Genomic DNA, 18,457 nt, shown 5'->3' on the forward strand with positions numbered 1-18,457 from the left:
TCCCCCTGGGGCTGGTACCTGCACGTGCTGGGTGTTCCGGCGTCCGTCGCCGCTCACTGCCGCATCGCCGCCTCCAGCTCCCGGAGGACCTGTTCCTCCACGGCGGCGGTGAGCCCGGCGACCGTCGGGGCGTCGTAGAAGTCGCGGACGGTCAGGGCCACGCCGAAGGCGGCCCGGACGCGGGAGGTGACCTGGAGCAGCTGGACGGAGCTGCCGCCCAGGTCGAAGAAGTCGTCCTCGGCGCCGACGCCCTCCCGCCCCAGGACCTCCTGCCAGATCCCGGCCAGGGCCTCCTCGCCGGGCGTACGCGGCGCGACGTACGCGGTGCCGCCGCGCTCGGCCGGGTCCGGCTCGGGCAGCGCCCGGCGGTCCACCTTGCCGTTGGAGTTGAGCGGCAGCGCGTCCAGTTCGACCAGGACGGCCGGGACCATGTACGCCGGGACGAGGCTCTTGAGGTGGGCGCGGAGCGCGGCCGGGTCGAAGGGGTGGCCCGGGCGCGGCACGGCGTAGCCGACGAGGCGGGTGTCGCCGCGGGCGTCGCGGCCGGGCGCGACCACGGCGGCGGCCACCGCCGGGTGCGAGCTGAGGGCCGTCTCGATCTCGCCGGGCTCCACCCGGAAGCCGCGGACCTTCACCTGCTGGTCGGCACGGCCGCCGAACTCCACACCGCCGTCCGGGAGATACCGGGCGCGGTCGCCGGTGAGGTAGAGGCGGGCGCCGGGCTCCGTGCCGAACGGGTCGGCGACGAACCGGAGGGCGGTGAGCCCCGGCCGGTTGCGGTAGCCGCGCCCCACGCCGGGACCGCCGATGTACAGGTCACCGGTGACCCCGACCGGCACCGGCCGCAGCGCCGCGTCCAGCAGGTACATGCGGACCCCGGGGTGGGGGTGGCCGATCGGCACGCCCGGGGTGTCCGGCAGCGTGTCGGGCCGGACGGGCTGGACGCAGGACTCGACGGTCGCCTCCGTGACGCCGTACCCGTTGACGACGGTGGTCGACGGGGCGGTGCGGGCCAGCAGCCGGCGGCAGTCGTCGGAGCGCCACAGGTCGGCGCCGCCCGCCAGCACCCGCAGCTCCGGCAGGTGCGTGCCGCGCCGCTCGGCCTCCTCGGCGACCGCGGTGAGCAGCGCCGGGACCGTGTCCAGGTGGGTGATGCGGGCCTCGGCCAGCAGGTCGAGGAGGCGCGCGGGGTCGGCGACCGTGTCGGCCGGGGCGATCACCAGCGTTCCGCCGTGGCAGAGCGCGTGCACCAGGTCGGAGACGAAGACGTCGAAGGAGAAGCTGGCGACGTTGAGCTGCCGCAGCGGCTCCTGCCCCGGCTCCGCCGTGAGGCCGTACCCGGCGTCCCAGGAGGCCGCGCCGTGCACGACGCTGACGTGCTCGACCTGCACGCCCTTGGGCCGGCCGGTCGACCCGGAGGTGTAGATGACGTACGCGAGGTCGCGCGGGGTCACCCCGCTCTCCGGCATCCGGGCGGGCCGGGCGGCGATCGGGCCGGCCTCGGCGTCCAGGGAGAGCACGGGCACCTCGCCGCCGGGCAGCCGGGCGGCGAGCGCGTCACGGGTGACGACGAGGGCGGCGCCGCTGTCGGACAGGACGTACGCCAGCCTCTCCGCCGGGTGCGTCGCGTCGAGCGGGACGTAGGCGCCGCCCGCCTTGAGCACCGCCAGCACCGCCACCGCCAGTTCCACGCCGCGCTCCAGGCAGATCGCGACGACCGCGCCCGGTCCGACGCCGTGGGCGGCCAGGTGCTGGGCGAGCCGGTTGGCGCGCTCCTCCAGTTCGGCGTAGGTCAGCGTGTCCGCGCCGGAGGCCACCGCCTCGGCGCCGGGTGTGCGGCGGGCCTGGGCGGCGATCAGCTCGTGCAGGCAGGCCTCGCGCGGGTACGGCACGGGTGCGCCGCTCCAGCCGCCCGGCGCCAGCAGCGCCTGCTCCTGCTCGCCGGTGAGCGAGGGGAGCGCGGCGGGCGGGAGCCCGGTGCGGGCGGGCATACCGTCCAGCAGCACCGACAGGTGGCGGGCGAGGTGGCCGATCCGGGCGGCGTCGAAGAGCGCCGGGTCGTAGGAGAGGTCCAGCGCCAGCCGGTCGCCGTCGGTGTACGCGGTCAGGTCCAGCGCGTAACTGGTGGTGTCGACCGCCGTCACCTCGGAGATCCGCAGGCCGTGGAGGGCGGCGGACGCCTCGTTGTCCGGGTAGTTCTCGAAGACCACCAGGGAGTCGAACAGCTCGGCGCCCGGCGGGAGTTCGGAGACCTCCCGGACCTCGCGCAGGGCCAGGTGCTCGAAGCCCCGGGCCCGGGCCTGCTCCTCCTGGAGGCGGCCCAGCCAGCCGGCCAGCGTCTCGCCCTCCTCGGCGGCGCGCACCCGCACCGGCAGGGTGTTGAGGAAGTTGCCGACGGTCGACTCCATGCCGGGCAGCTCCGCCGGGCGCCCGGAGGTGGTGGCGCCGAAGCAGACGTCGCCCTCCCCGGAGTGCCGGGCGAGCAGCAGCGCCCAGGCGCCCTGCACCACCGTGTTGAGGGTGAGGTGGTGGCGGGCGGCCATCGCGGAGAGCGCCTTCGCCCGCTCCTCGGCCAGCTCCACGCGGACCCGTGCGGCCGCGTGCGCCCGGTGGCCGGGCGCGGGACGCCGGTCGTAGGGCAGCGGGGTCGGCGCGTCGAACCCGGCGAGCGCCCCGGCCCAGTACTCCCGGGCCGCCGACCCGTCCTGGCCGCGCAGCCAGGCCACGTACTCCCGGAACGGCGGGCGGGTCAGGGCCGCCGGTGCCGCGTCGGTGCCGAGGGCGGCGTACTGGGCGAAGACGTCCTCGAAGATCTGGGTGGTGCTCCACCCGTCGAGGACGAGGTGGTGGAAGGTCCACACGACCCGCACGGCGTCGTGGCGGGCCCGGACGAGGGCCAGCTTCATCAGCGGCCCGGCCGTCAGGTCGACACCGGCCGCCCGCTCGGCCTGAGCCAGTTCCACCAGCGCGGCGGCCTGGGCGTCCTCGGGCAGGTGCGACCAGTCGAGATGGCGGACGGTGAGCGGCGCGTGGCGCCGGACCACCTGGAGCGGTTCGGGCACGTCCTCCCAGACCAGGTGGGTGCGGAGCGCCGGGGTGGCGTCGACCAGCCGCTGCCAGGCGGTGGCCAGGCGGCGCGGGTCACCGGCGCCCTCCAGGAGGAACGACGCCTGGTCGAGGTAGACCCCGGGGTCGGCGAGGGTGTGCAGCAGCATGCCGTTCTGGAGCGGGGTGAGCGGATAGACGTCCTCGACGGCGGCGGCCGCCGCGCCGGTCCCGGCCAGCGCGTCCACCCCGGCCTGGTCGAGCCCGGCCAGCGGGAAGTCCGACGGGGTGCGCCCGCCGGCCGCCGGCTGCGCGCAGTGCCCGACGAGGGCCCGCAGTTCGGCGGTGAAGTCGCGGGCCAGGCGCTCGACGGTCGCCGCGTGGTGCAGCCCGGCCGAGTAGGCCCAGGTGAAGGAGAGGACGCCGTCGCCGCCGACGATGCCGGTCACGTCGATCAGGTGGGCCCGCTCCTCGCCGGGGTGGTGGTCCTGCCCGAGCGGGGGCAGAGCCCTGCGCAGGGGGCCCGCGCCCGGGGCGGCCTCGGCGTCGAACCGGCCGTGGTAGTTGAAGCTGAGCTGCGGTTCGGGCAGCGAGGCCAGGGGCGAGCCGCCGCCCCCGGGAACGAGGTGGCGCAGCACGCCGTAGCCGATGCCCCGGTCGGGCACCGCCCGCAGCTGCTCCTTCACCGACTTCAGCGCGGCCCCCGGGTCGTCGCCCTCCGGCAGGGTGAGCGCCACCGGGTAGATCGAGGTGAACCAGCCGACGGTACGGGTCAGGTCGACGTCGGCGAACAGCTCCTCGCGGCCGTGTCCCTCCACCGCGACGGCCGTCCGTCCGCGCCCCGTCCAGGTGCGCAGGGTGCGGGCGAGCGCGGTCAGCAGTACGTCGTCGGTGCGGGTGCGGTAGACCTCCGGTACCTGGTGGAGCAGGGCGGCCGTCTCCTCGGCGTCGAGGGCGACCTCCACGGTGGCCTGGTCGGCCATGGTGTTGCCGCCGCCCGGCAGGTCGACGGGGAGCGCGGTCGCGGCCGCCTCGCCGACGCCCTGCCAGTACTCCCGCTGCCCGTCGAAGCCGCCCTCGGCGGCGCGCCGGGCCAGCCGCTCGGCCCACTGGACCACCGAGGCGGTCTTCGGGCCCAGCTCCACCGGGCTCCCGGCGGCGGCCTGTTCGTAGGCGCGGCCCAGGTCCTCCAGGAGGACGCGCCAGGAGACGCCGTCGACCAGCAGGTGGTGGGCGGCGACGAAGAGCCAGGCCGGGCGGCCGGGCCCGCGCTCGCCGACGAGGATGCGGAAGAGCGGGCCCCGGGCGAGGTCCATGCCGGACTGGGCGGCCCGCGCCAGCTCCTCCCACGCCTCCCGCTCGCCCTCCGGGGCGAGCCGGTGCACGGTGAGGACGGCGTCCGGGTCGACGGCCGGGGCGAGGTGACCCGCCCAGTGGCCGTCGGCATCGCGGGTGAAGAGGGAGCGCAGGGCGTCGTGGTGCCCGAGGAGCGCGGCGACGGCCTCGCGCAGGGCGCGCACCTCGGTGCCGGGGGCCAGTTCGAACGCCAGCGACATGGCGAAGTGCGCGGGTGCCACCGGGTGGTGGGCGAAGAACCATTCGCGGACGGGGGTCGGTCCCACCGGCCCGCTGACCACGCCCTGCGGCGCGTGGGACGCCTCGCCGGGCTCCGTCCCGGCGGCCGAGGCGGCCAGCCCCGCGACGGTCTGCCGCAGGAAGATGTCCCGCGAGGAGAGCGCCAGCCCGGCCCGGCGCGCCCGTGAGACGACCTGGAGGCTGGTGATGGAGTCGCCGCCGAGGGAGAAGAAGTTGTCGTGGACGCCGACGCGTTCGGTGCCGAGGACCTCGGCCCAGATGGCGGCGAGGGTCTCTTCGGCGGGGGTGGAGGGCGCGGTGTGGGCGGTGCCCGCCGTGCGGTCGGGGGCGGGCAGGGCGCGGTGGTCGACCTTGCCGTTCGGGGTGAGCGGCAGCGCGTCGAGGAGGACGAAGGCCGAGGGGACCAGATACTCCGGCAGCGACCGCGCGAGGTGGGCGCGCAGCTCCTCCGCCCCGGTGGTCCCGACCACGTAGGCGGCGAGGTACTTGCTGCCGGGACGGTCCTCCCGGGCCAGGACACAGGCCCGGCTGACCTCCGGGTGGCCGAGCAGCGCCGCTTCGGTCTCGGCGGGTTCGATGCGGTGGCCGCGGATCTTGACCTGGGTGTCGGTGCGGCCGAGGAAGTGGAGGCGGCCGTCGGGGTGGCGGGGGGCCCGTAGACGTGGACCAGGGTCAGGTCCGGGTTGGTGGCCTGGACCGTGCTCATCGCCGCCGGGGAGGCGGCTTCGCCGCCCGTCCAGACTTCCTGGAGGCCGGTGAAGCAGCCGGGGTCCTCCTCGGCGAGGAGGTCGAAGAGGGCCTTGGTGAGGAAGACGGCCGTGACGCCGGAGGCGACGGCTTCGCGGACGACGGGCGCGGTGATCTCGCGGTCGGCGACGGTGAGGGTGTGGCCGTTGAGGAGGGCGGCCCAGATCTCGTAGGTGGCGGCGTCGAAGGAGTGGGGGGAGTGGAAGAGGAGGTGGCGGTGGGCGGGTGAGAACCAGCTCCGTGCGGCTGCGGGCGAGGAGGGAACGGGTGCGCTCCTCGGGACTGGCGGCGTGCAGAGGGACGTACGCGCCCCCGGACTTGAGCACCGCCAGCAGGGCGACGACCAGGTCGGCCGAACGCTCCAGGAGCACGCCCACCCGGGACTCGGCGGTGACGCCCCGCTCGGCGAGGACGCGGGCCAGCCGCTCGGCACGCGCGTCCAGCTCCGCGTAGGTCAGCCGGCCGGAAGGCGAGCTGACGGCGAGGGCGTCGGGGTGCTCCGCCACCCGGGCCGCGAAGGCGGCCGGGACCGGCAGGGGCCGGGAGCCGGTCGCCCTGCCCTCGGCGGCGGTCAGGGCCTCGGCGTGCTCGGCGGGGCCGAGCATCGGCACCTCGTGCAGGGGGCGCTCGGGGTCACCGGTGGCGAGCCGCGTGGCCAGCTCCAGCCAGTGCCCGGCCAGCCGCGCCACCGTGGCGGCCTCGTACAGGTCGGTGCTGTACGAGACGACGGCGAAGAGCCCGTCGTCGGGCCGTGGTTCGAATTCGACGTTCAGGTCGAAGGGGGTCGTCTCCACCGGCGGCAGCGTCTCCTCGACCAGCAGGCCGGGCAGCGCGAACGAGTCCCGTGGGGCGTTCTGGAGCGTGACGGCGGCCTGCACCAGCGGGGTGCGGCTCGGGTCGCGGTCGGGCGCCAGCTCCTCCACCAGGCGGCTGAACGGCACCTCCTGGTGGGCGAAGGCGGCCAGCGTGGTCCCGCGCACCTGGTCGAGCAGGGCACCGAAACCGGCCGCCTCGTCGATCCGGGAGCGCAGGACCAGCGTGTTGACGAAGAAGCCGACGAGCCCTTCGAGTTCGGTGCGGTCCCGGCCCGAGACGGCGGTTCCCACCGCCAGGTCGGACTGTCCGCCGTGCCGGGCCAGCACCAGCTGGGTGACGGCGGTCAGCGCCATCGACAGGGTCGCGCCCCGCCGCCGCGCCGCCTCGCCCAGGGCCACGGCCACCTCACGCGGCACCGGGAAGGAGTGCAGGGCGCCGCGCCCGCTGCGCACCGCCGGGCGGGGCCGGTCGGTGGGCAGGTCCAGTACCGGGAGCCCATCCAACTGCTGGCGCCAGTAGGCGAGATGCGGTTCCAGTGCCGTGTCGGTGAGGCGGGCGCGCTGCCAGGCCGCGTAGTCCGGGTAGTGCGCCGGGAGCGCCGGCAGCCCCGGTGCGGTGCCGCGTACGGCGGAGGCGTACAGCTCGCTCAGTTCGCGGGCGACGATCCCCATCGACCAGCCGTCGGTGACGATGTGGTGGAGGGTGAGCATCAGCGTGGCGCCGTCCGGGGAGGCGCCGGGGGCGTCGCGGACCAGCAGGACCCGGATCAGCGGGCCGGTGCGCAGGTCGAACGGCCGGATCGCCTCGGCGCGCAGGGCGGCGTCGGCCTCCTCGGCGGAGCCGGGCTCCGCCACGCGCACCGGGACCTCCAGGTGGGCGTGGACCGTCTGCGTGCCCCGGCCGTCCACCGGGGTGAAGGTGGTGCGCAGCGCCTCGTGCCGGGCGACCAGGCCCGCGACCGCCGTGCGCAGCGCCGGCAGGTCGAGGGCGCCGGTCAGCCGGAGCGTCGTCACCACGTTGTACTCGCCGGAGCCGGGCGCGAACTCGTCGAGGAACCACAGGCGTTCCTGCGCGAAGGAGAGCGGCAGCGCACCGTCGCGGGGTGCCCGGGGCACCGGGCCGCCGGAGGCGGGGCCGTTCCCCGCCGGGGCCGCGTCGACGGCCGCCGCGAGGGAGGCGACGGTCGGGTGGTCGAAGAGCGTGCGCGGGGACAGCTCCGCCCCCAGCCGCGTCCGCAGCCGCGAGACCACCTTCAGCCCCGCGATGGAGTCCCCGCCCAGCGTGAAGAAGTCCTGGTGCGCGCCGACCCGCTCGGCCCCGAGCACCTCCGCCCAGACCTCCGCCACCACGGTCTGCGTCCCGGGCAGCGGCGGGGTGTACTCCGCGCCCTCCTCGTCCCGGCCGCCGTCCGCGTCGACGGGCGCCGGCAGCGCCCGCCGGTCGACCTTGCCGTTGACGGTCAGCGGCAGCGCCGCCAGCTCGACCAGGTCCGAGGGGACCATGTACGCGGGCAGCCGCCCGGCCAGGTCGGCCCGGACCGCCGGCACGTCCAGCGCCACACCTCCCGCCGGGACCACGTACGCCACCAGCCGCTGCGACCCGGAGCGGCTCTCCCGGGCCGCCACCGCGACCCCGCCGACGTCGGCGCGGGCCCGCAGCGCCGCCTCGATCTCGCCCAGTTCGACACGGTGGCCACGGATCTTCACCTGGCCGTCGCCGCGCCCGAGGAAGGCGAGGCGGCCGTCGGGGCCGCGCCGCACCACGTCCCCCGAGCGGTACAGCCGCCGGCCCGAGCCGAAGGGGTCGGCCACGAACCGGGCCGAGGTCAGCGCGGACTGCCCGTCGTAGCCACGGGCCAGCCCCGGACCGCCCAGGTACAGCTCACCCGGGACACCGACGCCGACCGGGCGCAGCGCGCCGTCCAGCACGTAGGCCAGCGTCTCGTCCATCGGGCGGCCGAGGGGGACGGGGCGGGGGCGGGCGGTGTCGTCGGGGGTGACGGGGCCGCAGAGGGCGAAGGTGGTGGCCTCGGTCGGGCCGTAGACGTGGACGAGTTCCGTGCCGGGGCAGTGCGCGGCCATCCGCGCCATCGCGGGGGCGGAGGCGGCCTCGCCGCCGGTCCACACCTCGCGCAGCCCCGCGAAGCAGGCCGGGTCCTCCTCGGCGAGCGCCCCGAAGAGCGCCGTGGTCAGGAAGACCGCCGTCACCCCGCGCCCGGCCGCGCGCCGCACCACCGGCGCCGACAGGTCCTCCTCGGCCACCTCCACGCAGCCGCCGTTCAGCAGCGGCACCCACACCTCGTAGGTGGCGGCGTCGAAGGAGTGCGGCGAGTGGAACAGCACGTGCCGGTGGGCGCCCGACTCCCACCGCCGGTCGGCCGCGAGGGAGACCACGGCCCGGTGGGTGACGGTGACGCCCTTCGGCGTGCCGGTCGACCCGGAGGTGGACATGACGTACGCCGGTTCGTCGGCCGGGACCGCCCGCGCCGGGGAGCCCGCGCCCGCCTTGGCGGGGTCCGTCACCCGCCGGGTGGCGTCCGCGAGGCGCAGCACGCCGACCCCGGCCGGGAGGTGCGGGGCGGCGGCGTCGGCCAGCAGGAGCTGGGCCCCGGCGCTGCCGAGGATCTGCTCCATCCGCTCCACCGGGTGGGCCGCGTGGAGCGGGACGTAGGCCGCGCCCGTCTTCAGCACCGCCAGCATCGCCACCACCACGTCCGGCGAGCGGCGCAGCAGCAGCCCCACCCGGGCCCCGGCTCCGGCCCCGCGCCGGCGCAGCGCCGCCGCGACCCGGTCCGCGCGGGCGTCCAGCTCGCGGTAGGTGTAGGTGAGGGTGCCGCAGCGGACGGCGGGCGCGTCCGGCGTCGCGGCCACCCGTAGGGCGAACGCCCCGGGCACCGAGGAGTCCTCGGTCGCCGCGCCCAGGCCGCCGCTCCACTCGCCCAGCACCCGGGCGCGCTCGGTTCCGGCCAGCAGCGGCAGCGCCGCCAGGTTTTCCTCGCCGGTCTCCTCGGCGAGGGCGGTGAGGGCCCGCAGGAAGCCCTCGGTGAGCCGCTCGGCGGTGTCGGCGTCGAAGAGCGCCGGGTCGTAACCGACGGTCAGCTCGTAGCTGCCGGAGGGGCGGACGGTCAGGGTCAGCGGGTAGTTGGTGGACTCGACCGCGTCCAGCTCGCGGACCGTCACCCCGTGACCGGCCGCCTCGCCCGTGGCCACCGGGTAGTTCTCGACCACCAGCAGGCTGTCGAAGAGCGCGGCCGGACCGGACAGGCCGGCGGAGATCTCGTGCAGCGGTACATGGGCGTACTCGTCGGCCCCCGCCTGCGCCTCGCCGATCCGCCGCAGCCACGGCCCGACCGGCTCGCCGGGCAGGGCGGTGACCCGCACGGGCACGGTGTTGATGAAGAGGCCCACCGTCGACTCGGCGCCCGGCAGCCCTGCGGGCCGCCCCGAGACCGTCGTCCCGAAGACCACGTCCGGCGTGCCGGCGTGCGCGGCCAGCGTCAGCGCCCAGGCGGCCTGCGCCAGCGTGCCGGGCGTCACCCGGTGGCGGCGGGCGGCGGCGGTGACGGCCGCCGAGGTGTCCGCGCCGAGCCGGGTGGCGAACCGTCCGGTGGACCCGGTGCGGTGCGCCTCGCCGGGGGCGCGGTCGTAGGGCAGCGCGGTCGGCGCGGTGAACCCGGCGAGCCGGTCCCGCCAGAACGCCAGGCCCGTCGCCCGGTCCCGCCCGGCCAGCCACGCCAGGTGGTCGCGGAAGGCGCCCCGCACGGGGAGCCGCGCCGGCTCCCCGCCCCGGGCGGCGGCGTACGCGGCCACCACGTCGGCGACGACGGCCGCACTGCTCCACCCGTCGAGCAGCAGGTGGTGGAAGGTCCACACCACCCGCACCCCTCCGCCCGGCAGCCCCGCCAGCGCGACCCGGGTCAGCGGCCCGTCCCCGGCCAGGTCCATCCCGGCGGCCCGGTCCTCGGCGAGCAGCGCGGTCAGCAGCGCCGCGCACTCGGCCTCCGTACGGCCGCTCCAGTCCAGCCGTGCCACCGGGACCCGTACCTCCCGGTGGACCACCTGTACCGGCTCGGGCAGCCCGGCCCAGGCGAGCGAGACCCGCAGCGCGTCCGAGGCGTTGATCACCTGCCCCCACGCCCCGGCCAGGGCGTCCAGGTCGTCCGCCCCGTCCAGCACGAAGGTGAACTGCTCCAGGTAGGAGCCCTGTTCCGGGTCGTTCAGCGCGTGGAAGAGCATCCCCGACTGCAGGGGCGTCAGCGGGTACACGTCCGCCACCTCGCGCGGCCCGCGCCCCTCGCCGTCGCCCAGGGTGACCCGGTCCACCTCCTCCTGGGTGAGCCGCACCAGGGGGAAGTCGGAGGGGGTGCAGCGGCCCGCGCCGGGCCGGGCGCAGTGCGCGAGGAGCCCGCGCAGCTCGGCCGCGTACCGCTCGGCCAGCGCCGCCACCGTCGCCCGCTCGTGCAGCGTCCCGGAGTACGCCCAGGTGAAGGTCAGCCGCCCGTCCTGGACGGCGCCGACCACCTCCAGGACGTGGCCGCGCCGCTCGCCCGCATCGTGCTCGCCGCCCGGGTTGAGCACGAGGGAGCGGGCCCAGCCGGAGTCGTCGGCCGTGCCGAAGTGGCCGAGGTAGTTGAAGGCCAGTTCGGGGGCGGGCGACGCGGCGAGCGCGCGGGCCCGGTCCCCGGCGGGGCCCGGCTCGGCGGCCCGCAGGTACCGCAGCGCGCCGTACCCCACGCCCTGCCCGGGGACCGCCCGCAGCCGCTCCTTGACGGCGGGCAGCAGCTCCCGCCAGTCGCCGTCCTCCGGGGCGGCGGCCAGGTCGAGGACGACGGGGTGCAGGGAGGTGAACCAGCCGACGGTGCGGGTCAGGTCGACGTCCTCGAACAGTTCCGCGCGGCCGTGCCCCTCCACGTGCACGGCCAGCCGGCCGCCGCCGGCCCACGGGCCGAGCGTCCGGGCGAGCGCGGCCAGCAGGACGTCGTTGGGCCGGGTGCGGTAGACGGACGGGACGGCGTGCAGCAGCGCCTCGGTCTCCTCGGCGGTCAGGCCCACCGAGACGGTCCGCTCGCTGCCGACGGTGTTGTCCCCGCCGGGCCGGTCCACCGGGAGCCGAGTCGCCGTGTCCGCCAGCACGCTCTCCCAGTAGGGGAGTTCACCGTCGAAGTGCCCCGCCGTGGTGTGCCCGGCCAGCCGCTCGGCCCACTGCCGGACCGAGGTGCCCTTGGGACCGTACGCGGGCTCCGCGCCCTGCCCGATCCGCCGGTACGCCGACTCCAGGTCCTCCAGGAGCACCCGCCAGGAGACGCCGTCCATCACCAGGTGGTGGGCGGCGATCAGGACCTGCGGGGGCACGCCGGACCCGCCGGTCCGCACCAGGACGCGGACGAGCGGCCCCTCGGCCAGCTCCGTTCCGGCCTGGACCCGGGCGGTCAGTTCCGCCCAGGCGGCGTCCCCCTCGTCCAGGACGGGGGTGAAGACCTCGTCCACGTCGAGGGTGGCGGCGATCCGTCCGGCCCAACTGCCGTCGGCGGCACGGGTGAAGGTGGAGCGCAGCGCGTCGTGCCGCTCCAGCACGGCGGCCACCGCCGCCCGCAGGACGGTGAGGTCCGTACCGGCGGGGAGCAGGAACCCGGCGCCCATGTGGAAGTGGTGCGGGGCGGCGGGGTGGGTGGCGAAGAACCACTCGCGGATCGGCGTCGTGGCGACCTCGCCGCTCACCACGCCCTGCTCGGCGAGGGATTCCGGCTCCGTGGCGGCCTCGCCGGTCCGGGCGGCGAGGGCGGCGACGGTCGGGTGGAGGAAGACGTCGCGGGAGGTGAGGGCGAGCCCGGCGCGGCGGGCCCGGGAGACCACCTGGAGGCTGATGATCGAGTCGCCGCCCAGGTCGAAGAAGTTGTCCTCGCAGCCGACCTGTTCGCGCCCCAGCACCTCCGCCCAGATACCGGCGAGCAGCCGCTCGGTCTCGGTGCGGGGCGCGGTGTACGCGGTGGCCTCGGCGGTGAAGTGGGGCGCGGGCAGGGCGGCCCGGTCGAGCTTGCCGGCGGCGTTGAGCGGCAGCGCGTCCAGCGTCACGAAGGCCGCCGGGACCATGTGGCCCGGGAGGGCCCCGGCCAGGTGCGCCCGGACCCCGGCCACGTCGGGGGCGGCGCCGTCCGCGGGGACCAGGTAGGCGGCGAGGTACTTGGTGCCGGGGGTGTCCTCGCGGAGGACGACGACGGACCGGGCGATCTCCGGGTGCCCGGTGAGGACGGTCTCGATCTCGCCGGTCTCCACGCGGTGGCCCCGGATCTTGATCTGCTGGTCGTTGCGGCCGGCGTACTCCAGGGTGCCGTCGGGGCGGCGGCGGACGAGGTCGCCGGTGCGGTAGAGCCGCTGTCCTGCGTCGTACGGGTGGGCGACGAAGCGGGCGGCCGTCAGGCCGGGCTGCCCGTGGTAGCCGCGGGCGAGGCTGCCCGCGAGGTACAGCTCACCGCGGACGCCGTCGGGGACCGGGTTGAGCGTCGCGTCCAGGACGTAGGCGCCCTTGCCCGCCAGGGCGCGGCCGATGGGCACGGTGGCGCCCTCCGGGGCCGGGTCCGTGTCGGAGAACCAGCCGGTGGCGTAGACGGTGGCCTCGGTGGGGCCGTAGATGTTGGCGACGGTGGCGCCGGGCAGGGTGCGCCGGGCCGTGTCGAGGAGGGTGGCCGGGAACGCCTCGCCCGCGAGGACGAGGAGTTTCGGGCGCAGGCGCGTCGTGGGGTCGTCGAGGACGGCGGCGACCGCGGAGGGGACGGCGGAGACCAGCGTGCCGTCCCAGACCGGGTGGTCGGTGAGGCTGAGGATGTCGTGGGCGATCTCCAGCGTGCCGCCCGCCGCCAGGGTGCCGAACAGCTCGAAGACGGAGACGTCGAAGTTGAGGCTGGTGGAGAAGAAGGTGTGGGCGAAGGTCTCCTCGCCCAGCGTCGTCGCCCAGGTGACCAGACGGCTCATGGCCTCGTGCGCGACGACCACGCCCTTGGGCCGGCCGGTCGAGCCGGAGGTGTGGATGACGTACGCCGCGTTGGCCGGGGAGAGGGCCGGGGACGGTACCGGGCTGTCGTCGGCGGCCAGGGCCCCGGCGACGACGGCCTCGTCCACGGTGAGGTGGACGCCGCTCTCCCGCCGCATGTGGCGGAGGCGGTCGGCCGGGTACTCCGGGTCGAGCGGTACGTAGGCCGCACCGGTCTTGAGGACGGCGAGGGCGGCGACGACGAGGTCCGGGGTACGCGGCAGCGAGATGCCGATCCGCCGTTCCGGTCCGGCGCCCAGGGCCAGCAGGTGCCGGGCGAGCTGGTCGGAGCGGCGGCCCAGCTCCGCGTACGGGACGGAGGTGTCCCCGTGCCGGAGCGCGGCCGCCTCCGGGGCCGCCGCGACGCGCTCGGCGACCAGCTCCACGACCGTGCGGAAGGGGGTGCCCTCCTCCGGGGCCTCGGACGGCGGGAGCAGGGCGGCGCGTTCGGCGGCGTCCTGCGGGGTGAGGCGGGCCAGCGGCAGCGCGGGCGTGCGCACCGCCTGCCCGGCGAGGGCCAGCCAGTGGCGGCCGAGCCGCTCCACGGTGGCCGCGTCGAAGAGGTCGGCGTTGTACTCCACCTCGGCCGAGAGCCGCCCGTCGGGTTCCGCGAAGAACTCCCACAGCAGGTCGAACCGGGAGGAGGCCCGGGGCACCGGCTGCCGGCGGGCCGGGCGGCCCGCGAAGTCTGGGGCGATGTCCAGGGAGTTCTGGAGCACCAGCAGGGCCTGCACGAGCGGGGTGCGGCTCGGGTCGCGGTCGGCGCCCACCGCCTCCACCACCCGGTCGAACGGGGCCTCCTGGTGGGCGAAGGCGTCCAGCACCGTGGCGCGGACCTGCCGCAGGAAGCCGTCGAACGGCAGCGCCCCCGGCACCTGCTGCCGCAGCACCAGGGTGTTGACGAAGAACCCGGCCAGCCCTTCCACTTCGGGCCGCTCGCGCCCGGCGACCACCGTGCCGAGCGCGATGTCCCGCTGCCCGGTGTGCCGGGAGAGCAGCAGCTGGGTGACGGCGGTCAGCGCCATGAAGAGGCTGGCGCCGCCCTCCCGGGCCACCGTGGTGAGCCGGTCCGCCAGCTCCGCCGGGACCTCGAAGGTGTGCAGGGCGCCGGCCGTGGTGCGGACGGCCGGGCGGGGCCGGTCGGTCGGCAGGTCCAGGGGCTCGGTCCCGGCCAGCTTCTCCCGCCAGTAGGCGAGCTGGCCGTCGAAGGCGTCGCCGGCCACCCGCTCGCGCTGCCAGGCGGCGAAGTCCGCGTACCGCACGGGCAGCGGCGCGAGCGCGGCCCGCTCGCCGCGTACCGCCGCCGTGTACAGGGTGCTCAGCTCGCGCGTGATGATCCCCATCGACCAGCCGTCGGTGACGATGTGGTGCACCGTCAGGACCAGCACGGTCGCCTCCTGGTGGGCGAGCCGCACCACCAGGACGCGTGCGGGCGGCCCGGTGCGCAGGTCGAAGGGGGTGGCCTGCTCGGCCGCCAGCACCTGGCGCAGCTCCTCCTCGCCGTCCGCGTCGACCGCGCGCAGCGGCAGGGGAAGGGCGGGGTGCACGGTCTGCCCGTCCTCGGCGAAGGTGGTGCGCAGGGGCTCGTGCCGCGCGGCGAGGCCGTCCAGCGCGCCGCGCAGCGCCGTCAGGTCCAGCCCGCCCGCGACGCGCAGCGCGAGGCCGGTGTTGTACTCGACGCCGCCCGGCGCGAACGCGTCCAGGAACCAGAGCCGTTCCTGCCCCGGCGAGAGCGGCAGCGGCCCGCCGTCGCGGGGCGTGGCCGGGATCTCCCCGGCCGGGACCGCCGCCGTGCCGGTGGACTCCCGGGCCAGCACGCCCGCCAGAGCGGCCGGGGTCGGGTGGTCGAAGAGGGTCCGGGCGGGCAGGTCGGCGCCGAGCGTGCGGCGCAGCCGCGACAGCGCCTTCAGGGCGGTGACCGAGTCCCCGCCGAGGGCGAAGAAGTCGTCGTCGGCGCCGGCCCGTTCGACCCCGAGGAGGCCGGCCCACAGCTCGCACAGGGCGCGTTCGGTCTCGTCGCGCGGCGCGCGGTACGGGGCCTGGGCGGTGGCCGGGCCGGGGGCGGGCAGCGCGCGCTGGTCGATCTTGCCGTTGGGGGTCAGCGGCAGCGTGTCGAGGGTGACGAAGGCGGCCGGGACCATGTACTCCGGCAGCGTCCGGGCGAGCCGGTCGCGCAGCGCCGAGGGGTCCTGCGGGGCGGTGGCCACCAGGTAGGCGACGAGGCGCCGGGCGCCGGGGCGGTCCTCGCGGGCGACGACGCAGGCGCGGGTGACGGCCGGGTCGGCGAGGAGGGCGGTCTCGATCTCGGCGGGTTCGATGCGGTGGCCGCGGATCTTGACCTGGGTGTCGGTGCGGCCGAGGAAGTCGATCCGGCCGTCCGGGCGGCGGCGGACCAGGTCACCGGTGCGGTACAGCCGCCCGCCGGGCCGCTCGGGGTCGGGCACGAACCGGGTGGCGGTGAGGTCGGGCCGGCCGTCGTAGCCGCGGGCGAGGCCGCTGCCGCCGAGGTACAGCTCGCCCGCGGTGCCCACCGGTACGGGGGCGAGGGCGGCGTCGAGGATGTGGGCGCCGGTGCCGTCCATCGCGGAGCCCAGGGGGACCGGGGTGTCGCGGGTGTCGGCGGGGGAGAGGGTGCCGCAGACGGCGAAGGTGGTCGTCTCGGTGGGGCCGTAGACGTGGACCAGGGCCAGCTCCGGTACGGCCTGCTGGACGCGGGCCATCGCGGCGGGGGAGGCGGCCTCGCCGCCGGTCCAGACCTCGCGCAGGCCCGCGAAGCACCCCGGGTCCTCCTCGGCGAGGAGGTCGAAGAGGGCCTTGGTGAGGAAGACGGCGGTCACCCCGCCCGCCACGGCCCGGCGCAGCACGGACGGGCTGATCTCCTCCTCGGCGACGGTGACCGTGCCGCCGCGCAGCAGCGGCACCCAGATCTCGTAGGTCGCGGCGTCGAAGGAGTGCGGGGAGTGGAAGAGGACATGGGTGTGGGCGCCGCCCTGCCAGCGGCTGTCGGCGGCCAGCGCGGTGACGGCGGCGTGGGGGACGGCCACCCCCTTGGGGACGCCGGTCGAGCCCGAGGTGAACATGACGTACGCGAGCGCGTCCGGGAGAGGGGCCGCGGCGGGCAGGGGGGAGCTGCCCGCCGCGGAGGCGTCCGCCCGTAGCGCGGGGAACCCGGCGACGGTGGACCGGTCCTGGTCGGTGAGGACGAGCACGGCACGGCTGCGGGTGAGCAGGGAACGGGTCCGCTCCTCGGGGCTGTCCGGGTGGAGCGGGACGTACACGGCGCCCGCCTTCAGCACGGCGAGCATGGCGACGACCACCTCCGCCGAGCGGGCCAGCAGCAGCCCCACCCGGGACTCCGCGCCCACCCCCCGTCCGGCCAGGGCGCCCGCCAACTCCTCCGCCCGCCGGTCGAGTTCGCGGTAGGTCAGGGTGCGCCCGCCGCAGACGAGGGCCACCGCGTCCGGGGTGGCCGCCGCGCGGGCCGCGAACCCCTCCACGACCGTCGCGTGCGGGACCGCCGGCATCGACCGCTCATCCTGGAACATCGTGAACTCTCCGGATATCTCGAAACTGATGGCGCACGGACACGGCGGCTCCCGGCGGGCGGGAAGGCCGGAGCGCGGGCACCCGCGTCGCGGGGCGCCCGGCCGGCCGAGTGGGGCGGGTCAGAGCCGGTGCATGGCCCGGCCGCCGTACTGGAGCAGGGCGACCGGCCCGGCCGGGTGCTCCCGGACGAAGCGGCCGGTGATCGGGAGCGCGCCGGGCTCGCCGCTCCGGGCCACGAAGAGGTCGTCCTCGTGCAGGGAGAGGCGGTAGTCGGAGTAGCTCTCGCGGGTCAGGAAGAGGTCGCCGGCGGCATCGTGGGTCACCATCAGCTCCAGGTCGCCGTTGGCGTAGGTGCCGAGGTGGCCGACGTCCGGGGCCAGCGGCGCGGAGTCGGGGACGGGCAGCGCGTAGTGGCCCACGTCGAGCCCGGCCTCCGGCAGCCGCGCGACCAGCGCCTCCCACAGCTTCGGCCCGGCGGTGGAGTTGGCGGTCAGCGCCAGCGCCAGCGAACGGTCCGGGTGGATACGGAGGTTGCAGGAGGCGCCGCCCACCGCGCCGTCGTGGCCGTACCAGGCGCCGTCGCCGGTGCCGTGGCGCATCAGGCCCAGCCCCCAGCCGTCGGCCAGGCCGAACGGCTCGGCGTCCGGCACGCAGGTGCGCATGGCGAGGACGGCGTCCTCGGGGAGCAGGTCGTGCTGGGCGAAGGTCTTCCGGTCGGCCAGGTGCGGGCGGGCCGCGGTGACCAGGTCGGTGGCGCTGCCGACCAGCCCGCCGGCGGCGGCCAGCGAGAGCGAGGCCATGTGGTCGACGCGCTCGGCCCGCTCGCCGCCGGCGCGCAGCGCGTGGCCCTCGGCCACCGGCCGGGCGGCGCCGCCCGGGCCGGGGCGCGGGTCGTGCAGGAAGGCCGGCTCGATGCCGAGCGGACGCAGCAGGCAACTGTCCATCGCCGTCCACCAGTCCATCCCCGACGCCGCCTCGATCACCGCGCCCAGCAGGCAGTAGCCGGTGTTGGAGTAGGAGAAGGCGAGGCCCGGCGGGAAGAGCGCGGGCTGCCGGGCGCACGCCGCGGCGAACCGCCGGTAGGAGGGACCGCGCATCTCGTCGTACTCGATGCTGTCCACCACCCCGGCGGTGTGGCTGAGGAGCTGGCGGACGGTGGCGGTGCCGAGGGCCGGGCCGGCGGCGCGCCCCAGGTCGGGGAGGAGCCCGGCGAGGGGGTCGTCGAGGTCCAGGTCGCCGTCGCAGACGAACTGCATGACCAGCTCGGCGGTGAGGAACTTGGTCACCGAGCCGAAGGGGAAACCCGTCCGGGGGGTGACCGGTTCACCGGTGCGGACCGAGGCGAGGCCGGTGGCGTACTCGCTGAGGGCGCCGTCGCGGTAGACGGCCAGCTGCGCCCCGGTGACCCGGTGCTCACGCACCAGCTCCTCGAAGAGCGCGCCGACCGCGTCCCGTTCCGCCCCCTCGGCACCCACTGCGTCCCCTGCGCCCACTGCAACCCACCGGACCCTTCACGCTGATCGTCGTGCCCCGGCGCGGACCACAGCGCGACACGCCGCGGCACGGCGTCGACTACGGGGGCGGCGGGACATGCCTCGCCTGCCTCACCAGACTCCCGTGCGCCGGGGGCCACCGCAATCAGCTTCAGCAGCAGCGGAAAGCCGCTGGTCAGAAGGGAGTT

General features: G+C 76.6%; 1 protein-coding gene and 1 pseudogene. Both read right to left on the reverse strand.

Annotation, left to right across the window (positions count from 1 at the left end; translation table 11 throughout):
- Nucleotides 1-53: 53 nt before the first annotated feature.
- A pseudogene (locus IF45_RS31600) lies at nt 54-16,727 on the reverse strand (non-ribosomal peptide synthase/polyketide synthase).
- A gap of 168 nt (nt 16,728-16,895) precedes the next feature.
- The gene (locus IF45_RS0124800) at nt 16,896-18,251 is read right to left on the reverse strand and encodes a serine hydrolase domain-containing protein (protein WP_030309668.1); all 1,356 of its coding nucleotides are present in this window, start codon (nt 18,249-18,251) and stop codon (nt 16,896-16,898) included.
- Between the last annotated feature and the right edge of the window lie 206 nt (nt 18,252-18,457).

Origin of the sequence: Streptomyces albidoflavus (assembly GCF_000719955.1) — a bacterium.
Classification (GTDB): Bacteria; Actinomycetota; Actinomycetes; order Streptomycetales; family Streptomycetaceae; genus Streptomyces; species Streptomyces albidoflavus.